Raw genomic sequence first — 19,999 nt, 5'->3', positions numbered from 1 at the left:
TGACACAACAGAGGCTTAGTGCGTGTCCTGCCGGGAACTCATGCCGAGGCTACCTTCAAGTCCCCCTTCCGGCAGTTGGTCATCACTCGGCTTTTCGACATCAGGCTTGCCCGGGTGCTGCTCGGTATAGAGCAGCAATGCGGCCATGCGTACATGATCAGCCAGCGCGAAAAGATCCGCCTCGTCTTCCGCGTTGTCGTCATCGAGATCAATGCCATTTTCCAGCCCTGCCGAGATGGACTCGACATCGCCCAAGGCATCCTTGAGTGCTCGACTCCAGCCCTCGCGAGCTTCGCCATCGACGCCAGACAGCTCTTCCTGGAAGCCAAGTGTCCACTCACGCAGGCTCTGGGCACGCTCAGCCAGCGAGAACATCTCATCTGGCAGCAGTGGCTCGAAGCTCATCTCGCTGGCAGCCAGACGCTCCTGGTTGCGGGTACGCCAGACAAGGAAGGCCTCGCCGGCTTCCCGCGTAGCGGGCTGTTCGACGCCAAGCGAAGCACACACACGGTTCAGCCAGTCTTCGGCGCTGATGTCATCCAGCGCCAATGCGGCGACTAGCTGGCCATCAAGGAAGGAAGGGTTGTTCAGGCTGCCGTGAACCAGAAAATGGTCCGCAATGAGAGAGAAGTCGAAGGTGTCGTTGATGATCGCCATGGCGAGGTTCCGTTGAGTCAGTGAGCAAGGAATGTGGGCAGAATACCAGCCGAGCCAGGATGTCCATATTGAGTACAGGGACTACGTGCATCGCTGGGCATGTAGAATGAGCACGAAGCCTGAGAGTAGCCGCGCTACGTAGCGCGTTGACCCTCTAGAAGCGGCTCTCTATAGTGGCTCGAGAATGCCCCCATCTTACCGCACTGGCCCTCCTTCTGGCTTGCCGTCCTCGCTGCGACGGTTACGCGCAGTCAGCAGGACGCCGCCGTCAATCCGGACGACGTCGGACATGGCCCGAGAGGACTGACATGAGCGAACCCGCCAAGCCCCGCAATACCACCGAGATCAGCCTGCTCGGCCGCAGCTATACCATCAGCTGTCAGCCCGGAGAGGAAGATGGCCTGACCCGTGCGGCGGCCTACCTGGATCTCGCCATGCAGGGCATCCAGCAACGTGGCAATACCATCAGTGCCGACAAGGTCGCGTTGATGGCAGCACTCAACATCTCTCACGAGCTGATCAATAGTCGTGACAGTGAGCGTGCGCTGCAAAATGACTTTGAGACACGCCTTTCCGCGCTCGACCGTCAGCTCGATGCCGCCCTTAGTCAGCTGCCTGCGGACTAAGCTCAGCGCGTTGCTGAACGAAAAAACTCTTCAGAATCAAATAGCTGATTTTCATAAAGGCCAGAATAGTCTGGGCAGGATTAGTCCTTGGGCCAGCAGGCGGGGTTTGGTAGACTGAAGGGGTTCTCTGGGGTGTACGTCAGTTGCCGATGTCCCTCGAGCTTATAAGCTATTCCCAGGGAGTCCACTGTGCAGCGCTGTGTGCATGTCCGTGCGTCGGAACGCCTAATGTGTTGCGCGGGACTACCCACCTTGAACCGCTAGGTTCAGGGCCCCCGGTAACAACGGCATCTTGGAGAACCCTGCCTGACGGAGGTTGTCAGGCATGCGCAAACCCCCAGCGGTATACGCTGCACCTGCGAGCCACTGCTCGCCCTCTCTTTCCTCTTCTGCATTCGACACGACTCTCTGGCCCTTGCCAGCGGAGCTGAGTCATCCCGATGCTGATCGTCGCGCGTTGCGTCGAGTACTACGCCAACGACGCCGCCATCTATCGCTGCGCGAACGTCGTAGCGCGGAACACGCACTCTTCCGCCAGCTGAGACGCCTGCCTGAACTGATGCGCGCACGGGCCGTTGCCCTTTACCTGCCTAACGATGGCGAGATGGACGCGACGCTTCTCTGTCAGTGGCTGATACGACGTGGCGCACATGTCTACCTGCCGGTATTACGCCCTTTCGCAGAGAATTCACTGTGGTTTGTGCGCTATGACAGCAGCACACCATTAGTAAGGAATCGCTTCGGTATCGCTGAGCCTGATACGCGTTTTGGCGCACACAAACGTCGCCGACTACCGGCATGGGCGCTGGATGTGGTGCTGATGCCGTTAGTCGGCTTCGATGCTGGCGGTGCACGCATCGGGATGGGCGGTGGCTTCTATGATCGCAGCTTCGCTTTCACTCGGCGGCCAGGGCCGCGGCCACAATTGATCGGGCTGGCGCATCATTGTCAGAAGGTACCGACCTTGCCGGTGCAGTCATGGGATGTGCCACTGGACGCGATCGTGAGTGATCGTGAGATAGTTCGGCCATCCAGTTGAGCTCAATTCAGAAAGGATATGGCAGAAAGCGAGAGAGTAAAGCACGGGTAGGTAACACCGTTCTAAAGCACTATCACCGAAACACCACTGCCGCCAGAGAGGCGGCAGCGCAGGATTCAGGAACCCATCACAGTCTGGGCGTAGCCAGTCGCGACAACACCAATCCCGAAGATAAATACCAGGGCCATGACCAGGTCGGGCTTACGTTTCATGAGAGCGGACTTCTTTTTATATCGTCAGTGGCTTTCGCGTGACGGTTGTCGATGACTGTCATCCTGACAGTGCCCAGATGATAGGCATCTGATCCCAGCATGACAATCGCCAAGCGACCGTTTGAATGAACGTTTTTCCACGCTGCCTTCTGCATGCAACAGCCAATGCTGGCAAGGGCTGAAGAAAAAACACTGTTCTTTATCACTCCCGCTGATTACAACAGGATTTTCCGCGCCATTACTGACGAACTCGCATGAAAAAGCCCCTGCCTCCCCAAAAGAGAACAGGGGCTTTTTTGTCGTGGGGTTTAGCCAATCATGGCCAGGTCATTACCACTCAGGACAGAATACTTACGCAAGGAACAAGCGATAAGCGGGATTATCGCTCTCTTTCCAGAAGCGATACCCAATCTCGGTAAAGTATTCCTCCACCCGCTCGCGATCTCCGTCTGGCACCTGCATGCCAATCAGAACACGGCCATGTGAAGCACCATGATTACGATAATGGAATAGCGAAATATTCCAATCTGCCGGCAAGTGGGTCAGGAAGTTCATCAACGCTCCCGGACGCTCCGGGAATTCAAAACGATAGACCTCTTCCGGCAAGGTGCTTGAGGTACGGCCGCCGACCAGATGGCGAGTATGCAACTTGGCCAATTCGTTATCGGTCAAATCCTCGACCGCATAACCTGACTCACGCAGCTTCGCGACGACTGCAGCACGGTCTTCGCCACCCGGTTTGACCTGCACGCCGACAAAGACATGCGCTTCGTCAGGGTTGGCATAGCGGTAGTTGAACTCGGTCACCATCCGCTTGCCGATCACTTTACAGAACTGCTTGTAGGCGCCCGGGCGCTCCGGCAGCGTCACTGCGAGAATGGCCTCGCGCTGCTCGCCCAGTTCGGTGCGCTCGGCAATATGCTGCAGACGATCAAAGTTGGTATTGGCACCGGAGTTGATGCAGATCAGCGTCTGGCCTTCTACTCCCGTCTGCTGCACGTACTTCTTGAGGCCGGCCAGTGAAAGCGCACCGCTGGTTTCGGAGACAGCACGCGTATCCTCGAAGATGTCCTTGACCGCCGCACATATCTCGTCAGTGTTGACGGTAATCACGTCATCCACGGTGTGGCGGATGATCTCGAACGGCGCCTCGCCAATCTGGGCGACCGCGACACCTTCTGCAAAGACACCCACCTGATCCAGAATGACACGTTCGCCCGCTTCCATCGCGGCTTTCAGGCAGGCGGCATCTTCCGCCTCGACACCAATGATGCGAATGTCAGGACGCAGATACTTCGCATAGGCTGCGATGCCAGCAATCAAACCGCCGCCACCGACCGGTACGAAAATCGCGTCGATATGACCGGGATGCTGACGCAGAATCTCCATGCCCACCGTCCCCTGGCCGGCGATCACATCGGGGTCGTCAAAGGGCGGAATGAAGGTATAGCCATGCTCATCAATGAGCGTGCGCGCGTGCGCCAACGCCTCAGGGAAAGCATCACCCTTTAGAATGACACGGGCACCACGTTCACGCACCGCCTGCACCTTGATCTCGGGTGTGACGCGCGGCATCACGATGACAGCCTTGACGCCCATCAGCTTGGCCGCCATCGCCAGGCCCTGGGCATGGTTGCCCGCCGATGCTGCAATCACGCCACAGGCCTTCTGCTCTTCTGTCAGCATGGCCATCTTGTTGTAAGCGCCACGAATCTTGAAGGAATAGACGGGCTGCAGATCTTCCCGCTTGATGAAGATATTGTTGCCGAAACGGCGGGATAGCAAAGGTGCCGGCGAGAGCGGTGTTTCATGAGCGGCTTCGTAAACACGAGCCGACAGGATCTTCTTGACGTAGTGTTCGAGCATTATAGAAATATCCTGATGTGTCACAGCGTGGGCCGCATAGGCACGACCTAACCCCCATTGTTATCAGACCGCTAGCGAGAGCGTCCAGCGCCATCGTGACGTTTACCGTTATAATGTGGTGTTTTCTGGCGTTGCGCTACGTGTTCATCATGCAAGGTGATGGTACGTCGCTGCCCTGCTACGCCGTTGATGCCGACTGATCCATCTCCACCAACCCGAGGTATGACATGACCCAGGATGAGCTGAAGCAGGCCGTGGCCCGCGCTGCCCTTGACGAGATTCGCCCGCTGCTGAACCGCGACACCATCATTGGCGTCGGTACTGGCTCTACTGCCAACCTGTTCATCGATGCCTTGGCCGAAGTGCGCCATGACTTCGCCGGTGCCGTCGCCAGTTCCGAAGCCACGGCTCAGCGTCTGAAAAGCCACGGCATTGATGTCTTCGAGCTCAACCATGTCGGCACGGTGCCGGTCTATGTCGATGGGGCTGACGAGATTGATCCTCGCCTGGCGATGATCAAGGGCGGCGGCGCAGCACTGACTCGCGAGAAAATCGTTGCCGCCTGTGCCGAACGCTTTGTCTGCATCGCCGATGGCTCCAAGCAGGTCGATATTCTCGGTGGCTTCCCACTGCCGGTCGAGGTCATCCCGATGGCGCGCTCTTATGTCGCGCGTGAACTGGTCAAGCTGGGCGCTGATCCGGTCTACCGTGATGGTGTGCTGACTGACAACGGTAACCGTATCCTCGACTGCTACAACTTCCTCATCGAAGATCCGATCGCCATGGAAGCACGCATCAATGCCATCGTCGGTGTCGTCACCAATGGCCTGTTTGCCGCGCGCGGCGCTGACGTGCTGCTCGTAGGGCGCGAAAACGGTGTCGAGCGCATCACTGCCTAAGGAGACTCGCATGATGACTTCGCTTCTCAAACGCAGCATGCGCATGGCGAAGCTGGCACTGCTGGCCAGTGCAGTAATGAGCCCAGCACTGATGGCCGACTGCAATCTGCCCATCAGTACGCCAGTCACCGTGACACTCGCTAATGGCGTCAAGGTACTGCTCAAGCCAGACCACAGCTGGGAATACCAGCTGGATGCGCCCGATACCGCAGCGTCGCAAGTCACCTCCGGCAACACGATACCAACCTCGGCGGCCATTCCGGTCACTGCGGCCGTTGCACCTGTCGGTAGCGCCTCTGTCGGTAGTACTCCTGTCGACAGTGCATCAGTCCGTCGTGGCGGCGACTCGTCAGACAGCATCGCTGTTTCATCGAGTGCCAGACAGGCTCAGCCCGCTTCGCGCCTTAACGACAGTGCACTGGCCAACCCTCAGTTATTGAGCGAAGGCCATCGTGATGGTCTGGTGGCTCGCCTTGCCGAGGTGAACGTGGAAGATGATGAGGCCGTGCTGCGATTCGAGCTCGACAATACCGCGGGACAGAGCATCATTGGTGTGCAGGCCAAGCTGCGCCTCTATGCTGATGATGGGCGCCTGCTGGCGACGCGCGAGGTACCGCTGTGGGTCGGTGAGTATCGCTTGCCGCAGACCTATCTGCGCCCCAGCCAGACACGTGACAGTCGCGAGGTACGCGTCACGGTCCCCGAAGGAGAATGGAGTCACAAGTTGGTACGTGTCGAGGTGACTGAGGTCGAATTCCGCTAGCTGTCTCTTGGTATCGCCCGCGCGTCAGCAAGGCATTCGTGGGACGTAAAACGCAAAGAAAACGGGAAGCCCGATAGGGCTTCCCGTTTTTCATACTGATTCAATAGCATCATCAGAACATGACGCTGCGATCAGAACTTATAGTTGATGCTGAAGTAGTTGCCGAAACCAGTGGTGTCCTGACGAACGCCGGTCGCCGTCGAGCCATCGGTGAAGAAGGCCATGTTGTTGTAGTACTTCAGGCCATAACCGAGTGCGATTCGCTGGGTGTGATAATAGATGCCGTTGAACCACTCCATGCTGTTGACGCTACGACCATCTGCGCCGCCCACCTCGTCGGCCTTAAACTTGTAATCCAGATAACCCTGATAGGCGATGAAGCTGCCATCCTCGAAGTTGACGAACGGCTTGAACCAGTTGGTGGACGCCATATAGCCGTCCCACTTTTTCTCGTCTTCACCGCCGTAGTTCTCACGCACATAACGCGCGTACAGATTGAAGCCCATCTTGCCGAACCAAGGCACCTGCACATCGCTGCCCAGACCGACATAGTGCTCCCATAGGCCACTTCCCACACCATTCTCATCTCTCGCGTTATCACCGATATTGGTGACGGTAGCGATATACAACTCCTGAACAGGGCCGAATGACAGGTCATAGCCAGTCATGGCGTCCAATGAGAAACGTGGGGCCAGCTTGGCGAAGAAATTATCGTTGCCACTCTGGTCATCGGATCCATCATCGAAGATGTCGAAGAAATCGACATAGCCGTAGAGGTCCACGATGCCCGAGCGGCCACCGAATTCCATTTCCAGATAGGTATCTTCGCTATTGCGGTAGGGCAGACGATTATCTTCGCTGCGCATCAGGTTGAAGGTCAGCCACTTGTAATCATTGGCGTGGATATCGCCGTTGAAATCGGTGGCCTGCGCTGGCGCGGCAGCGGTCAGGAGGGTAGTGGCAGCCAGAGCGCTGGCTGCAACGGTCTTGAGCATAGTCATCGCGAAATGATCCTGTCTTTAAGAGTTCGACTGTTCACAATTGTTGTGGTTATTGCCCGCTGAGCGGGTCTTGTCACTATCAATCTGTCCGAGCATGCGAAGGGGGAAATATTCGCCAGGCCCAATCTGGAAAGGCGGCGATGTTAGCACTTCCTCGCAAAAGCGACAGACCGACGTTTGGGGAATCAACAGCTCGCCAGCACAGAAAATGTGAGTGATTTCACATCTCTGTTGACCAGCACGCCCTTCTCCCCAGCTGCCGTCCATCCTCGGGGGACATGGACGGCAGCCTGGCGGTCAGGCCGCCAGTGCCAGAAAGAAGCCCGCGATCGCCGCTGACATCAGATTCGATAATGTCCCCGCCAACACTGCCTTGAGGCCCAGGCTCGCGATCTCCTTGCGCCGTGTCGGGGCCAGACTGCCAAGACCACCTAGCAGAATGGCGATAGAGGACAGATTGGCAAACCCGCATAGCGCGAAGGACAGCACAGCCATGGTGTAGGGCGTCATGATTGCCCCAGTCGCTGCAACAAGGGTGTCACCGCTGAGATAGGGCGCGAGATTGATGTAGGCAACGAACTCATTCACGACCAGCTTCTGACCGATGAAGGAGCCGGCCAGTGTGGCTTCGCTCCACGGCACACCCAGCAGGAAGGCTAGCGGCGAGAACAACCAGCCGAGAATCATGTCGAGGCTCAAGCTGTCCATGCCAAACCAACCACCGACACCCCCGAGGATACCGTTGATCAGACCGATCAAGGCAATGAAGGCCAGCAGCATGGCACCGACATTGGCCGCCAATTTCAGGCCGGAAGAGGCGCCAGAGGCCGCAGCATCCAACACATTGGAGGGGGCATCATCATCCTGGAGCGAGGCATCTGCTACTGCAATCGAGTCATCCGGCTTTTCTGTTTCTGGAAATAGCAGCTTGGCAAACAGCAGGCCACCCGGTGCGGCCATGAAAGAGGCTGCGACCAGATATTCCATCGGAATGCCCAGTGCTGCGTAGCCACCCAATACGGAACCCGCTACCGAAGCCAGACCACCACACATCACGGCGAATAGCTCCGAGCGCGTCATGCTGGCCAGATACGGCTTGACCACCAACGGCGCTTCCGTCTGCCCAACGAAGATATTGGCGGTCGCGGACAGTGATTCCGTTCGCGAGGTGCCCAATACGCGCTGCAAGCCACCGCCCAGCAGACGTATCACCCACTGCATGATGCCGAGGTAATACAGAACGGCGATCAGCGACGAGAAGAAGATGATGATGGGCAGCACCTTGATCGCGAAGATGAAGCCGACACCACTGCCGGGGTTTGCCAAGCTTCCAAACAGGAAGCTGATGCCCTGATCGGCATAGTTGACTACCTGACTGACAGCACCGGAGACCGACGCCAGGACATCCTTGCCAAAGGATGTGTAGAGCACGAAAGCACCGATGATCAGCTGAATGGCAAAGGCGCCACCCACAGTACGAAGCCGAATGGCACGTCGATTCGACGACAACGCCACGGCGATGAGGATGAGCGATGCCATCCCGACCAGACTCATGAGGGGATTCATTGGAAGGATCCTGAATGTTCTTGTGGTTGTTATGGGAAATGCTATGCAGTACGACATCTGCCACGCATTATCTCAACGGATGTCAGTGTTAGTCTGCATTCTCAACATGTTCAAAAAGTCACATACTGACCAAATAGTCAATACGTACGTTTGAACACGTTGTGCCTTGCCATGCAGCGTCTTCGTGAGAACCTTGTCTTGGGTTTACAGGTTCTCCCCGCATGTCAGTGGTTTATCCTCTCTGCATGTCTCAATGCGTGACTCGACAGCGCCACGCTTCGGCCAACGCTTCATCATCGTTATCGGCAAAAAAGGACACTGCCGCATGAACAATCACAGCGCTGTACGCCTCGATCGTCTGCAGGCCATCCTGCGTGAAGGTAGCCCTCTACCACTGAGTGACGCAGCACAGTCATGTGGTGTCTCGGAGATGACCATTCGCCGTGATGTGGCCCACAGCAACGGCCTGTTGGAGATCCTTGGCGGCCGCCTGCTACTGGCCGAGGCATCCGCCGGTAGCGTCTATCGCCTGGATCGTGAAATCGATGCCAGTGCTCCCATAAAGCAAGCGCTATGCCAGCGACTGGCGAGTCATATCAAAGATGGCGACACGCTGTATGTCGATTGCGGCACGACGCTGGTCCATTTGGCAGCGGCGCTGAACCGCCAGCAGACGCTGACACTCGTGACCTGTGCGCTGAATGTCGCCAATGCGGTTGGCCATCTACCCGGCGTTCGATTGGTCATGCTCGGCGGTCTATTTCATTCCGCCACCCAGTCCTTTACCGCGACCGACATGTCGGAGACGATACGTCGTCTCGGTATCAACAAGGCGTTTATTTCAGCGGGGGGCGTGCATGCCAGCCGTGGTGTCAGCTGCTTCCACTTTCATGAAGTGGCTGCCAAGCAGGCGGCACTGGAAAGCGCCATGCAGCGTTTCCTGATCGTCGATGCACGCAAGTTTGAAATGGTACGGCCTGCCTTTATCGCACCACTCAGCGACTTCGATGTGGTGATCAGCAATCGCCATCCCGCCGCGCAGGATTGCCTGAATGGCCTGGACCCCGAATGGGGTGTGGCAGCCGAGTTGATTGAGTGCCCTGCACACACCACTTGATTGGCGCTTGAGCGCCAATCAAGTGGTGAATACCGTGCATGTAGGACATCACAAGGGCGGGACGTGAACCGGAACGTAAAAGCGCCGCACGATTGTGCGGCGCTTTTATCTTGACCAAACGGTTAGCGCACCGTTTGCGTGCGCTCAGCGACTCAGCCTGGTAGCAGAATAGCGATCTGTGCCAGCGAGTCTGACAGCGCGCCACGATTGCGCGCGACTACCTGACGAGCCGCTTCTCCGACCTGCTTACGGTACACGTCATCCGCGAGCAGCGCTGACACGGCAACGGCAAGCGCCTCACTGTCCGCCACTACCTGCAAAGCCCCTTCACCCGCCATCACCTCGGCAATCTCACTGAAGTTAGCCAATGACTGACCGCTCAACAGCGGTAGCCCAAGCGCAGCAGGTTCCAGCATATTGTGGCCACCAACGGGCACCAGACTGCCGCCAATAAAAGCGACATCACTGGCGGCGTATAATGTGAGCAACTCGCCCAGCGTATCACCGACCAATACTGACAGCGCCGGATCGCTTAGCGCGACCATCTCTGACGTACGTTCAGCATGCATGTCGCTGCGACGCAGACACGTTTCTTCCCGCAGCTGACACCATGCCTGGCTCTGAGCCGTCACCGCCTCGAAGCGCTGCGGATGCCGTGGCACCAGCAATAACAATGCATCAGGATGCTGCGCTCGCACTGCCGCATGTGCCGTCAGTATCTGCGCATCTTCACCATCATGGGTGGAGGCCGCGATCCAGATCATGCGCCCTCCGCACTGCGCGTGCAGTGCCTGCCCCGCCGCGACGACGACTGAAGAAATCTCGACCTCAAACTTGAGTGAGCCCACTGCAACACCACGTGCAGCCGGCAATCCAAGCGCAATGAATCGTTCCAGATCCTCCGGTGCCTTTGCGCCTAGCCAGCTGACATTCGCCAGACAGTCGCGCATGACGCTCGCGACCTTGCGATAGCGATTGAAAGCCCGTGGCGATAACCGTCCATTGACGACGCCCAATGGCACTTCCTCTCTGGCGCAAGCCGCTATCAGATTCGGCCATAGCTCGGTTTCCACCAGGATGGCGAGCGCCGGTCGTAGCCGCGCCACAAAGCGCCGCGCAGTGCATGGGAAGTCCAGTGGTAGATAATGATGGCGGGCAGGGGCTAGTTCGGCACTGCCTTCAGGGCTGTGCAAAAGGCGAGCAGCCTGCGCCGCACCCGTGGCCGTCATGGTGGTCACCACCAGCGGTCGCTTGGGATATCGACGCCGTAGCGTTTCGACCAGGCTCGTGACCATCACCACCTCACCCAAGGAGGCAGCATGCAGCCAGATCGGACATTCAAGCTCAGGTGTCGTGGCAGGCGTCGCGGGGATGATACCCAACCGCTCGCAACGTGGATGATGATCATCATGTTCGCGCCAGACCCGCTGCCAGATCAACGGCGACAGCAGGATAAGCGCGGCGCTATAGAGACCGCGGGCAAGGCTCACACCTAATCCTCGCGATCAAGAATAGTGGCAATCATCGCGGTAGTAGATACACCATCCTCAAAACCGAGTACGCGCACCTCTCCGCCATTGGCGATCACCGCCTCACCTCCGGCGATTTCCTCAGGAAGATAGTCCCCCCCCTTGACCAACACATCGGGAAGTACGGCCTCGATCAAGCGGGCCGGCGTATCTTCTGCAAAGGGTACGACCCAGGCAACTGCGCCCAGGCCTGCCAGTACCTGCATGCGACGCATTATCGGGTTGATAGGGCGTGTCGGACCCTTGAGGCGTGCCACGGAGGCGTCATCATTGACAGCGACGATCAAGCGATCCCCAAGGCGGGCTGCTTCCTGCAGATACGCTACGTGACCAGCATGCAGAATATCGAAGCAGCCATTGGTCATCACCACCCGCTCACCGCGGGCCTGTGCAGCACGCACGGCCGGAATCAACGTGTGCTCCTGAATCGCGCCAAACTCTGCCAGCTTGTCGCCGTGCAGCGCGGTGTATAATTCAGCCACTGATAGCGTTGCGGTCCCCGGCTTGGCGACGACAAGACCCGCCGCCAGATTGGCCAGCATCACGGCCTCCGGGAAGGCGTGGCCAGCGGCAAGCGCTAGCCCGAGCACACCAATCACGGTATCGCCGGCGCCGGTCACGTCGTAAACCTCACGCGCATGCGTCGGCAAATGCAGCGGTACATAACCTTCACGAATCAGGGTCATGCCCTTCTCGCTACGCGTGACCAGCAGAGCTTCAAGCTCCAGCTCGGCACGCAGCGCCTCGCCCTTCTCGGCCAACTCTTCATCACTGCGGCACGGCCCGACGATGGTCTCGAACTCGGTCAGGTTGGGCGTGATGATGCTGGCACCGCGATAGCGCGAGAAATCACTGCCCTTGGGATCGACGAGCACGCGCTTGCCAGCAGCTCGCGCGGCGGCAATCAGTACCTCGACCTGATTCAGCGTGCCCTTGCCATAGTCGGAAAGAATCATCACACCACTGGCGCCCAGCTCAGCCTCAACGTGGCGGACCAGCTCGCTGGTGTCCACCTCGTGCAGCGGCTCCTCGAAATCGAGGCGCAGCAGCTGCTGGTTACGACTCATCACACGTAACTTGGTAATCGTCGGTACGCTGTCGCTGGTTTGGAAACGCGTGATGACATTGGCGTTTTCCAACGCGCGGGTCAGGATATCGGCATTGTCGTCCCGACCCACCACCCCAGCCAGCGTGGCATGCGCGCCCAATGAGGCAATGTTGAGTGCAACGTTGGCAGCACCGCCGGGGCGGTCTTCGCTTTCGTTGACACGTACCACCGGTACCGGCGCTTCCGGCGAGATACGCGAAGTGCCGCCGTGCCAGTAGCGATCCAGCATCACATCACCCACGACCAGCAGGCGAGCCTGTTCCAGCGCAGTCAGATCAAGCTTCATCAGGCGTCTCCGCGTGCAGAGGGGGAATCAGTAGTGGGAGGCTCAACAACAACCTCGCTCGAAGCGTCTATTGAGACATTGGCAGCCGGTAGTCGTTCGCAGCTTTGCTCACGCACGATGCCGTCAGTGTCCGCCAGCAGCTCGGTCAGCCGAGCAATGACATCCTCGGCACGAATCAAGCTCATGGCGTCCTCATGGCGCACACGCTGCCCCCAGCTGATCTCATCCATACGCTTGTGCAAGTACGTCTCCACTGCATCGGGATAGCGATTGGCCACCAGATGCTGCCAGCAGTACGGCGCAGCGCGCTCAGGATTGGTCGTGGCATACAGGCCGATCACCGGCGTGTTCAAGGCGTTGCCCATATGCACGGGGCCGGAATCTGGTGCAATCACCGCCACGGCACGATCAATCAGTGCCAGCAGCCCCTTCAGCGAGGTAGCGCCGATGGCATCAATGACGGCCCCCTCGCTCACCATTGCCTTGATGCGCGCACCCATTTCACGCTCTTGCGGGCTACCGCCGCCCGTCATCACGCTGCGAATGCCGTACTGCTGCCAGGCGTGATCCACCACCGCGGCATAGCCCTCGGCCGACCAATTACGGAAGTTGCGCAAGCGCGGATTGGCACACGGACTGATCACCAGATAAGGCGTTTCACCGGTGACGCGCACGGCCTCGACATAGGCCTCATCAGGCACGTTGAGGCGCCAATCAAGGCGACAGTCTTCCACGCCCAACGCACGGGCGAAGTCCATGAACGACTCCAGCACATGAGCACGCTCACGCGGGGCCAGCTGGTGTGAGGTAAAGAGGTACTGCCAGTCCTTGGCGCGCGCACGGTCGTAACCGATACGTACCTTGGCCTTGAGCCCCAGCGACAAGGCACTGGCACGCAACGCCTGCTGCATGTGCAGCAGCACATCAAAGTGCGTGTCCTTGAGCTGACGCCAGATGGCACGCATACCGGCAAACCCTGTGGACTTGTCATAGACCACGAACTCGACCCCGGAAAGGCCGGACAGTAGACTGTGCTCCCCCTTGCCGACGATCCAGGTGATGCGGGCCTCAGGCCACTGGCGCTGCAAGGCGCGCACCGTTGGCACAAGATTGCAGACATCGCCGAGTGCGGAGAGCCTGAGCACGCAGATATGGGCGGGCTGGGCTGGGAGAGGATGCTTCATGCGGATGGCAGTGTTCCGAAATGAGAATGCCCACATTCTATATGATGGCGAAACAGCGCCACAAATGACGCCGGACTGGTTCACGCCATCGTTCTGGCGTAAACACGCCGCCGTGACCGGTGAAGCGCCAGGGCGCGGTGCAAGTCTGTTCCTCGATATTTGTCGTTTACCCACCGAATTACGTACAGAGCCAGCGCTAGTATCAGCGGGCCAACAGTGGGCACTGCGTCCTTATCGGCGTGGCGGGCTGGTCGCGAAGATTGCCAGTCGTCGCTACTTCTATACTGGATTGGAGCGGACGCGTGCCTTTGCCGAGCTGCGTCTGACGGAGCGTCTCTATCGTCAGGGTCTGCCCGTGCCAGAGCCCGTCGGTGCCTGTGTCTGGCGCCATGGACTGACCTACGAAGCGGCGCTGATCACGGTACTGATTCCCGGCGCCCACGCCTTTGCAGATGACCTGATCGCCTTGCAGGCACAGCCACCATCTGGCGACGAGCCTCTACCCGATGCCTTGCTGACTCTGCTCGACACGACAGGGAGTGCCATTCGCGCCGTGCACGATGCGGGCCTTGAGCATGTCGATCTCAACGCGCGCAATCTGTTGGTGGATGAGAGCGGACGCGTCTATGTCATCGATCTCGATCGCTGCCAGTTGCATGCCGAGGCAGCGCAGGACGCGCGCTGGCGCGAAGACAATCTTTCACGTCTTGGCCGCTCACTGGCACGCTTCTGTCCGCAGCATCACGCCGTTTGCCTGGCACGTATTCGCGCCGCTTATCACTCTGCTGACCAGAACTCTGCCGACCAGCCAGTCCCTTGAGACCGACCTTGAGACCGAGCGCGTCATGTCCGAGATTGCCACGAATGAGACCGTCATGAATTCAACCGACGAGACCCAGTCCGCCATGAACCCCGATCACGCGAGCACGTCCAGCAGCCACAAGATCACTGGCTGCGTCATCACGCTCAATGAAGCGCATAACATCGAAGATTGCCTGCGCTCGTTGGCACAGGTCTGCGATGAACTGATCGTGGTCGACTCAGGCTCCACGGATACGACCTGTGAACTGGCGCGCCATATGGGTGCCACGGTGATAGACCAGCCCTACCTGGGCGATGGGCCGCAGAAGAATGTCGGTCCGGCTCGGGCCAGCCACCGCTGGGTGCTGTCATTGGATGCCGACGAGCGCCTCACCGAGGGAGCTGTCGTGGCCATCCGCGAGCTTTCACTGGATAGCACGCCACATGATGGCTTCGCACTGCGCCGCCGTAACTTCATCGGTTCACGCTGGGTACGTCATGCCGGCTGGTATCCCGATTATTGTCTGCGCCTTTATGACCGCGAGAAGATCGCCTTTCGTGACTCCCGTCAGCACAGCTCGGTGCAGTCCATCAATCCCTGTGAGCTGGATGCAGACCTGGAACATTACAGCTTTGCCAATCTCGGTGAGCTATTCGTCAAGGCCAGTGGCCGCTTCTCGAATCGCGCCGCCAAGATCATGTATCAAAAAGGAAAACGCGCCAACGCCTTCACACCCTTCCTGCATGGCAGCAATGCCTTTATGCGCAAGTTCGTCTTCCAGGCGGGCTTCCGCGATGGCGTGGATGGCTTCTCGGTGGCACTGTCCGCCAGCGTCAACGCCTATCTGAAATACGCCAAATTGCTCGAATTCCAGCGCGATGCCAAGGTGCGTGAAGCCGAAGACTTCAACAAGGTATGGTGACCATGACGGCTATCACCAAGCATGAAACAGCGTCTGTTTCACGCCCGCTGCACGTACGTCACGTCAATCTGGCGCGTGGCTTTCGTGGCGGTGAGCGTCAGACGCTCAACCTGATCGCGGATCTGGCACGACGCGCCAAGCCCAGCGCAAGCGGCGAAGCCGGCGCGCCGATCCGCCAGTCACTGGTCTGCCTGCAGGACTCGCCTTTGATCAGCGAACTGGCGGCGCTTGAGCTATCCGTCACGGTGGAGGTGATCGAGATCAGCGGGCGCTTCAGGGGCCACTTCGGTCAACCACGTGCTGATATCGTGCATGCTCACGAAGCCAAGGCGGTGCACTGGGCGTGGCTGCATCAGCGCCTGACAGGCACGCCTTATCTGCTGACACGTCGCGTACCGCAACCAGTGAAGGACAAGGCGTTCAATCGGCTGACCTATCGCGCTGCAGCCTGCCGTGTGGCGATTTCTTCGGTCATTGAATCACACCTTCGTGAGCGTCACTGGGGTGAAACAGCCTTGATCCCCAGCACCCTCGCTCACCTGCCCAGCGATACAGATGCGGTGGCTCAACTGCGAGAACGCTTCGGTAATATTGCGAAGGCAGAGACGCAGGTCGTCGGCCATGTAGGGGCTCTGGTGGATCGCCATAAGGGGCAGCGATTACTGATTGAGGCAGCCCGTCTGCTACGTGAGAGTCACCCGCAGCTGCTGTTCGTGTGCCTGGGGGCTGGTGAAGACGAGGCAGCCTTCAAGGCGGAAAGCGCAGATCTGGATAACCTGATTTGGGAGGGCTTTCACACCAATGTCGGTGACTATCTCGAGGCTTTCGATCTCTTTGCCTTCCCGTCACGTAATGAGGGACTGGGCTCCATTCTGCTCGACGTGATGGATCATGGCGTCCCCGTCATCGCGAGCAACGTGGATGGTATTCCCGATATCGTGCATGACGACCAGACTGGCGTACTGGTACCCGGTGGAGATGCCGATGCACTGGCAGCCGCCATTGCCAGCCTGGCCGCAGATGCTCCCCGCCGCGAGCGACTGGTGAACTGTGCACGCGAGGATCTGACGCGCTTCACGCCCTGTGCCATGGGCAAGGCCTATCTTGCACTCTATCGACGACTGGCCCGCGTTTGATAAGAGATTCGAGCCATACTTGAGAGTATGCCAAGACACAAAAAAGCCTTGTTTCATGTGAGATGTTTCACATGAAACAAGGCTTTTTCATTTTTTAACACCATGATTTTCTTAAAAATTACTGCATGAAGACATGAATTTCTTGAAAGGGCTCAATCCTCGAGCTCCCGCAGGTCTGGCCATCCTTCATCAAGGCCGAGATCAGGATGTGTCTTCGGGTCCAGCGGACCGGCCTCACTTTCTGGCCGGCATCCCTGCAGCGCTTCACTGAGAAGACGTAAGGCCTCATCACCTTGCGCACCTGCCGTCACCTTGTCCCAGAACTCGCGATGCACCGCCTTCACCACGACTGGTACGCTGGGGACGCCCACCTGCTGAGCCATCGCCAGTCGATGCAGGCCACGATTGATCTTGAGCAATCGCCCCTCACGCGAGACTGCCACGCCCATCTCGTCCTTGGTGATACCCTGACGGAAACCATTGCGCGACATGTCCTGCAGGTAGCCACGATAGCACTGCAGATACCCCAGGATACGCGCCTCACTATCAAGCAATAACCCATCGCGGGGGGATGACCACGGCTTGCCCGCTTCCAGTAGCGCTTTCAGACGCTGGTAACGGTCAATCACCGTGAGGTCATCACCATGCACGATCAAATCACGCATCAGCTGTGAACGTGAGCCGTGGCGGAAGGCTCCACGGCGCAGGTCCCATTCACCATCCCAGATAAAGGCCGTCGATGACGGTCGCGCGCGCTTGTCACGCCCGAAATTGACGTCACGCACCAACTCACGTGGATTCACCCAGACTGTCAGTGCTTCCTGCCCCAGCACGGACTCCACCGCATGTCGTGGCAGCCCACGTTGCTCCAGTCCTGCATGACGAGCGCGTGATGCCTGCCAACGCGACAACCACCAGCGACTGAACGGCAGAATCAAGCGCCGCTCACACCAGGCGCGTACCGCTTCAATACGCTGGGCACGTTTCATGGCACCACGCATGCGCGGATGGATGAGCTCATCTGTCGTACGATTGTGCTGCGAACTCACCGGCAGTCCTCGTCAGGATTGTGTAACGTCTTCACGATTGCCGCGTTTCATGGCGGTCATCGGCGAGCGTAATCGCTGCCAGTATCCGTTCCGGCGCTATGTGATTGAGACAGTTGGTATGCCCAAGCGGACACACTCGCTTGAAGCACGGCGAACATTCCAATGCTAGCCAATGAATCTCACGATCAGCCGTGAGTGGCGGCGTGTAATGCGGCGATGACGAGCCATAGATGCCCTGAATACGCGCCCCAACAGCAGCGGCGACATGCATCAATCCTGAGTCATTGCTGACCACTTCCTGACACTCAGCGATCAAATCCACCGCATCCGCCAGCCGCGTCTTGCCGCACAGGTTATAGACGCCGGAAAGTCCTTGGGCAATCTCCTCACCCGCCACGACATCCTTGGGTCCACCGAAGATACGCACCTCGGCACCTGCTTGGGTCAATGACTCGGCCAGTGCGCGAAAATGTGCCAATGGCCACTGCTTGGCCGGGCCATACTCTGCCCCCGGCATCATGCCGATAATGGCCTTGGGTGGTGCCACTAGCCCCAGTTCCTCGCGCAAGCGCGCCTGGTTGACACTATCCGTCTTCAGGTGTGGCTCGAGGATATTGGCCGGCGGGTTGGCCTCGGCAACCGGCAAACCCAATGAAGTGAAGCGCTTGACGGTCTGGTCGAGCACCGTCTTGTCGAGCTTGCGACACTCGGTGAGCAGGCCGTAACGCTGCTCACCGGTAAAGCCGACCCGCACAGGAATACGTGCGAAGAACGGTACCAGCGCCGACTTCCACGAGCGTGGCAGCACGATGGCACGATCAAAACGTCCGCGCAGCGAACGGCCCAGCTGCCAACGGGCCGTGAGCGCGAAATCACCATGCCCTGCCGGTAGCGCCAAGATCTCAGCGACCTCTGGCATACGCTCAATGATTGGCTGCGACCACGCCGGTGCCAGCACACTGATACGGCATTCAGGCGACTGATGTTTCAGCGTCATGAACAGGCTCTGTGCCATCACCATGTCGCCAACCCAGCTGGGGCCGACGACCAGAATGCGTTCGCCGGCACCCTCGCGTAGCTTGTTCATGCCCTGCTCCTTTTTCTACATCACTGCCTGACAGGCAGCATCGCCGGAAAATCCGACGACGCGCGTGCAACGGTCACCTCAACGATTCAGCCATTCGAGATAAGCGTGTGTGCCCTGTGCAACCGTCTTGAACTCAACGTTGCAGCCAGCCTTGCGCAGCTTGCCGATATCAGCACGCGTGTAGCTCTGATAGCGACCCTTGAGGTTCTCCGGGAAGTCGATGAACTCGATCTCGCCCTTCTCGTAGAAGTTGATCACCGTCTCTGCGATCGCCTTGAACGGTTCAGCGCGCCCCGTACCCAGATTGAAGATACCAGAAGCTTCCGGGTGATCGAGGAACCACAGGTTCACATCGACCACATCACCGACATAGACGAAATCACGGCTCTGCATGCCAGCTTCATAGCCGTCATAGGCACCGAACAGCTTGGGGTTCTCACCTGCCGTCACCTGGGTGTGATGGTGATAGGCCACACTGGCCATCTTGCCCTTGTGCTGTTCACGCGGGCCGTAGACGTTGAAGTAGCGGAAACCCACCACCTGAGTAGTCAGGCTGTCCCAGCGTGAACGCACGTGCTGATCGAACAGCAACTTGGAGTAGCCATAGACATTCAGCGGGCCCTCGAATTCCGGCGTTTCCTTGAAGACCTGGCTGTCGCCATAGGTCGCCGCGGAGCTGGCGTACAACAGTGGGATCTGATTGGCCTCACAGAAATTGAGTAATACCTTGGAGTACTCGAAGTTATTTTCGAGCATGAATTGGCCATCCCACTCGGTGGTATCCGAGCATGCGCCTTCATGGAAGATCGCCTCGATCTTCGGAAGCTCGGCGTATTCGCCCATCAAGCTCGACTGCACACGAATCAGGAAATCATCCTTGTCGAGGTAGTCGGCGATGGTCAGGTCCGCCAGATTGACGAACTTGGTACCGTCACTCAGGTCATCCACTACCAGAATATCGGTACGGCCACGGTCGTTGAGTGCCTTGACGAGATTGGCACCGATGAAACCTGCGCCTCCAGTAACGACGATCATGTTGAACTCCCAGAGCCTGTAAAGGCTTGTACGGAATGCGGTCGCGAGTAGATGCGACACAGCGAAAAATGAAAATGGCACACACTCGGTTTCACGTGCGGCCTATAACCAGATA

The 19,999-nt window shown here is 58.4% G+C and carries 18 protein-coding genes and 1 other RNA gene; 9 read left to right on the top strand and 10 right to left on the bottom strand.

All coding sequences use genetic code 11. The features are described 5' to 3' along the window. Positions 1 to 15 precede the first annotated feature (15 nt). Positions 16 to 657 carry a UPF0149 family protein gene (locus GQR90_RS00140; protein ID WP_158772381.1) on the bottom strand — a complete coding sequence of 214 codons (642 nt, stop codon included), beginning with the start codon at positions 655 to 657 and terminating at the stop codon, positions 16 to 18. A gap of 308 nt (positions 658 to 965) precedes the next feature. On the opposite strand from GQR90_RS00140, the gene GQR90_RS00135 reads away from it, so the two are divergent. From GQR90_RS00135 to GQR90_RS00125, 3 genes are all read left to right on the top strand, one after another. Beyond that, positions 966 to 1,283 carry a cell division protein ZapA gene (locus tag GQR90_RS00135; protein WP_158772380.1) on the top strand — a complete coding sequence of 106 codons (318 nt, stop codon included), beginning with the start codon at positions 966 to 968 and terminating at the stop codon, positions 1,281 to 1,283. 121 nt (positions 1,284 to 1,404) lie between these two features. After that, positions 1,405 to 1,586, top strand: a non-coding RNA gene (gene ssrS, locus GQR90_RS00130) — 6S RNA. A gap of 22 nt (positions 1,587 to 1,608) precedes the next feature. Continuing rightward, positions 1,609 to 2,322 carry a 5-formyltetrahydrofolate cyclo-ligase gene (locus GQR90_RS00125; protein ID WP_158772379.1) on the top strand — a complete coding sequence of 238 codons (714 nt, stop codon included), beginning with the start codon at positions 1,609 to 1,611 and terminating at the stop codon, positions 2,320 to 2,322. A 563-nt stretch (positions 2,323 to 2,885) separates the two neighbouring features. Here the strand turns inward: GQR90_RS00125 and ilvA are convergent. Next, positions 2,886 to 4,424: a threonine ammonia-lyase, biosynthetic gene (gene ilvA, locus GQR90_RS00120; protein WP_267902037.1), complete on the bottom strand. Its 1,539-nt coding sequence runs from the start codon at positions 4,422 to 4,424 to the stop codon at positions 2,886 to 2,888. Positions 4,425 to 4,627: 203 nt separating this feature from the next. Here ilvA and rpiA point away from each other — a divergent pair, with 203 nt between their 5' ends. Together rpiA and GQR90_RS00110 are read left to right on the top strand one after the other, a co-directional pair. After that, entirely contained in the window at positions 4,628 to 5,299 is a 672-nt protein-coding gene (gene rpiA / locus GQR90_RS00115; protein ID WP_158772377.1) for a ribose-5-phosphate isomerase RpiA, read from the top strand. A gap of 10 nt (positions 5,300 to 5,309) precedes the next feature. Beyond that, positions 5,310 to 6,062, top strand: coding sequence for a DUF3157 family protein (locus tag GQR90_RS00110; protein WP_158772376.1), 753 nt, complete (start codon positions 5,310 to 5,312; stop codon positions 6,060 to 6,062). A gap of 131 nt (positions 6,063 to 6,193) precedes the next feature. Here the strand turns inward: GQR90_RS00110 and GQR90_RS00105 are convergent, their stop codons facing one another. Continuing rightward, positions 6,194 to 7,063, bottom strand: coding sequence for an outer membrane protein OmpK (locus tag GQR90_RS00105; RefSeq protein WP_158772375.1), 870 nt, complete (start codon positions 7,061 to 7,063; stop codon positions 6,194 to 6,196). Positions 7,064 to 7,360: 297 nt separating this feature from the next. Then, positions 7,361 to 8,629, bottom strand: coding sequence for a NupC/NupG family nucleoside CNT transporter (locus GQR90_RS00100; protein ID WP_158772374.1), 1,269 nt, complete (start codon positions 8,627 to 8,629; stop codon positions 7,361 to 7,363). A 325-nt stretch (positions 8,630 to 8,954) separates the two neighbouring features. Here GQR90_RS00100 and GQR90_RS00095 point away from each other — a divergent pair, with 325 nt between their 5' ends. Next, a complete protein-coding gene (locus tag GQR90_RS00095) occupies positions 8,955 to 9,746 on the top strand; it encodes a DeoR/GlpR family DNA-binding transcription regulator (RefSeq protein WP_158772373.1) in 792 nt (263 codons plus the stop codon). Between the two features lie 152 nt (positions 9,747 to 9,898). On the opposite strand, the gene GQR90_RS00090 is transcribed toward GQR90_RS00095, so the two are convergent. From GQR90_RS00090 to GQR90_RS00080, 3 genes are read right to left on the bottom strand one after another with little or no spacing between them, the layout of a single operon-like run. After that, positions 9,899 to 11,236, bottom strand: coding sequence for a 3-deoxy-D-manno-octulosonic acid transferase (locus tag GQR90_RS00090; protein ID WP_158772372.1), 1,338 nt, complete (start codon positions 11,234 to 11,236; stop codon positions 9,899 to 9,901). Positions 11,237 to 11,238: 2 nt separating this feature from the next. Then, positions 11,239 to 12,669, bottom strand: a complete 1,431-nt coding sequence (hldE, locus tag GQR90_RS00085) for a bifunctional D-glycero-beta-D-manno-heptose-7-phosphate kinase/D-glycero-beta-D-manno-heptose 1-phosphate adenylyltransferase HldE (RefSeq protein ID WP_158772371.1) — start codon at positions 12,667 to 12,669, stop codon at positions 11,239 to 11,241. Further along, positions 12,669 to 13,853 carry a glycosyltransferase family 9 protein gene (locus GQR90_RS00080; RefSeq protein WP_158772370.1) on the bottom strand — a complete coding sequence of 395 codons (1,185 nt, stop codon included), beginning with the start codon at positions 13,851 to 13,853 and terminating at the stop codon, positions 12,669 to 12,671. Before GQR90_RS00080 ends, hldE begins: the two co-directional genes overlap by 1 nt. 4 nt (positions 13,854 to 13,857) lie before the next feature. On the opposite strand from GQR90_RS00080, the gene GQR90_RS00075 reads away from it, so the two are divergent. From GQR90_RS00075 to GQR90_RS00065, 3 genes are read left to right on the top strand one after another with little or no spacing between them, the layout of a single operon-like run. Then, positions 13,858 to 14,673, top strand: coding sequence for a 3-deoxy-D-manno-octulosonic acid kinase (locus tag GQR90_RS00075; protein WP_325064279.1), 816 nt, complete (start codon positions 13,858 to 13,860; stop codon positions 14,671 to 14,673). A 55-nt stretch (positions 14,674 to 14,728) separates the two neighbouring features. Continuing rightward, complete coding sequence (locus GQR90_RS00070; protein ID WP_233266360.1) at positions 14,729 to 15,577, top strand: glycosyltransferase family 2 protein; 849 nt, start codon at positions 14,729 to 14,731, stop codon at positions 15,575 to 15,577. Between the two features lie 2 nt (positions 15,578 to 15,579). Next, a complete protein-coding gene (locus GQR90_RS00065; protein ID WP_158772368.1) occupies positions 15,580 to 16,713 on the top strand; it encodes a glycosyltransferase family 4 protein in 1,134 nt (377 codons plus the stop codon). Positions 16,714 to 16,865: 152 nt separating this feature from the next. Here GQR90_RS00065 and GQR90_RS00060 read toward each other — a convergent pair whose 3' ends face one another. The 3 genes from GQR90_RS00060 to rfaD form a co-directional block, all read right to left on the bottom strand. Continuing rightward, positions 16,866 to 17,762, bottom strand: coding sequence for a hypothetical protein (locus GQR90_RS00060; protein WP_158772367.1), 897 nt, complete (start codon positions 17,760 to 17,762; stop codon positions 16,866 to 16,868). Between the two features lie 31 nt (positions 17,763 to 17,793). Further along, positions 17,794 to 18,849 (bottom strand): lipopolysaccharide heptosyltransferase II, encoded by a 1,056-nt coding sequence (waaF, locus tag GQR90_RS00055; RefSeq protein ID WP_158772366.1) that lies wholly within the window; start codon positions 18,847 to 18,849, stop codon positions 17,794 to 17,796. Positions 18,850 to 18,927: 78 nt separating this feature from the next. After that, positions 18,928 to 19,884 carry an ADP-glyceromanno-heptose 6-epimerase gene (gene rfaD / locus GQR90_RS00050; protein ID WP_158772365.1) on the bottom strand — a complete coding sequence of 319 codons (957 nt, stop codon included), beginning with the start codon at positions 19,882 to 19,884 and terminating at the stop codon, positions 18,928 to 18,930. Positions 19,885 to 19,999 lie beyond the last annotated feature (115 nt).

Origin of the sequence: Cobetia sp. L2A1 (genome assembly GCF_009796845.1) — a bacterium.
Lineage (GTDB): Bacteria > Pseudomonadota > Gammaproteobacteria > Pseudomonadales > Halomonadaceae > Cobetia.
The sequence above is the reverse complement of the archived record's forward strand: the minus strand, read 5'-3'. Positions and strand labels throughout refer to the sequence as shown.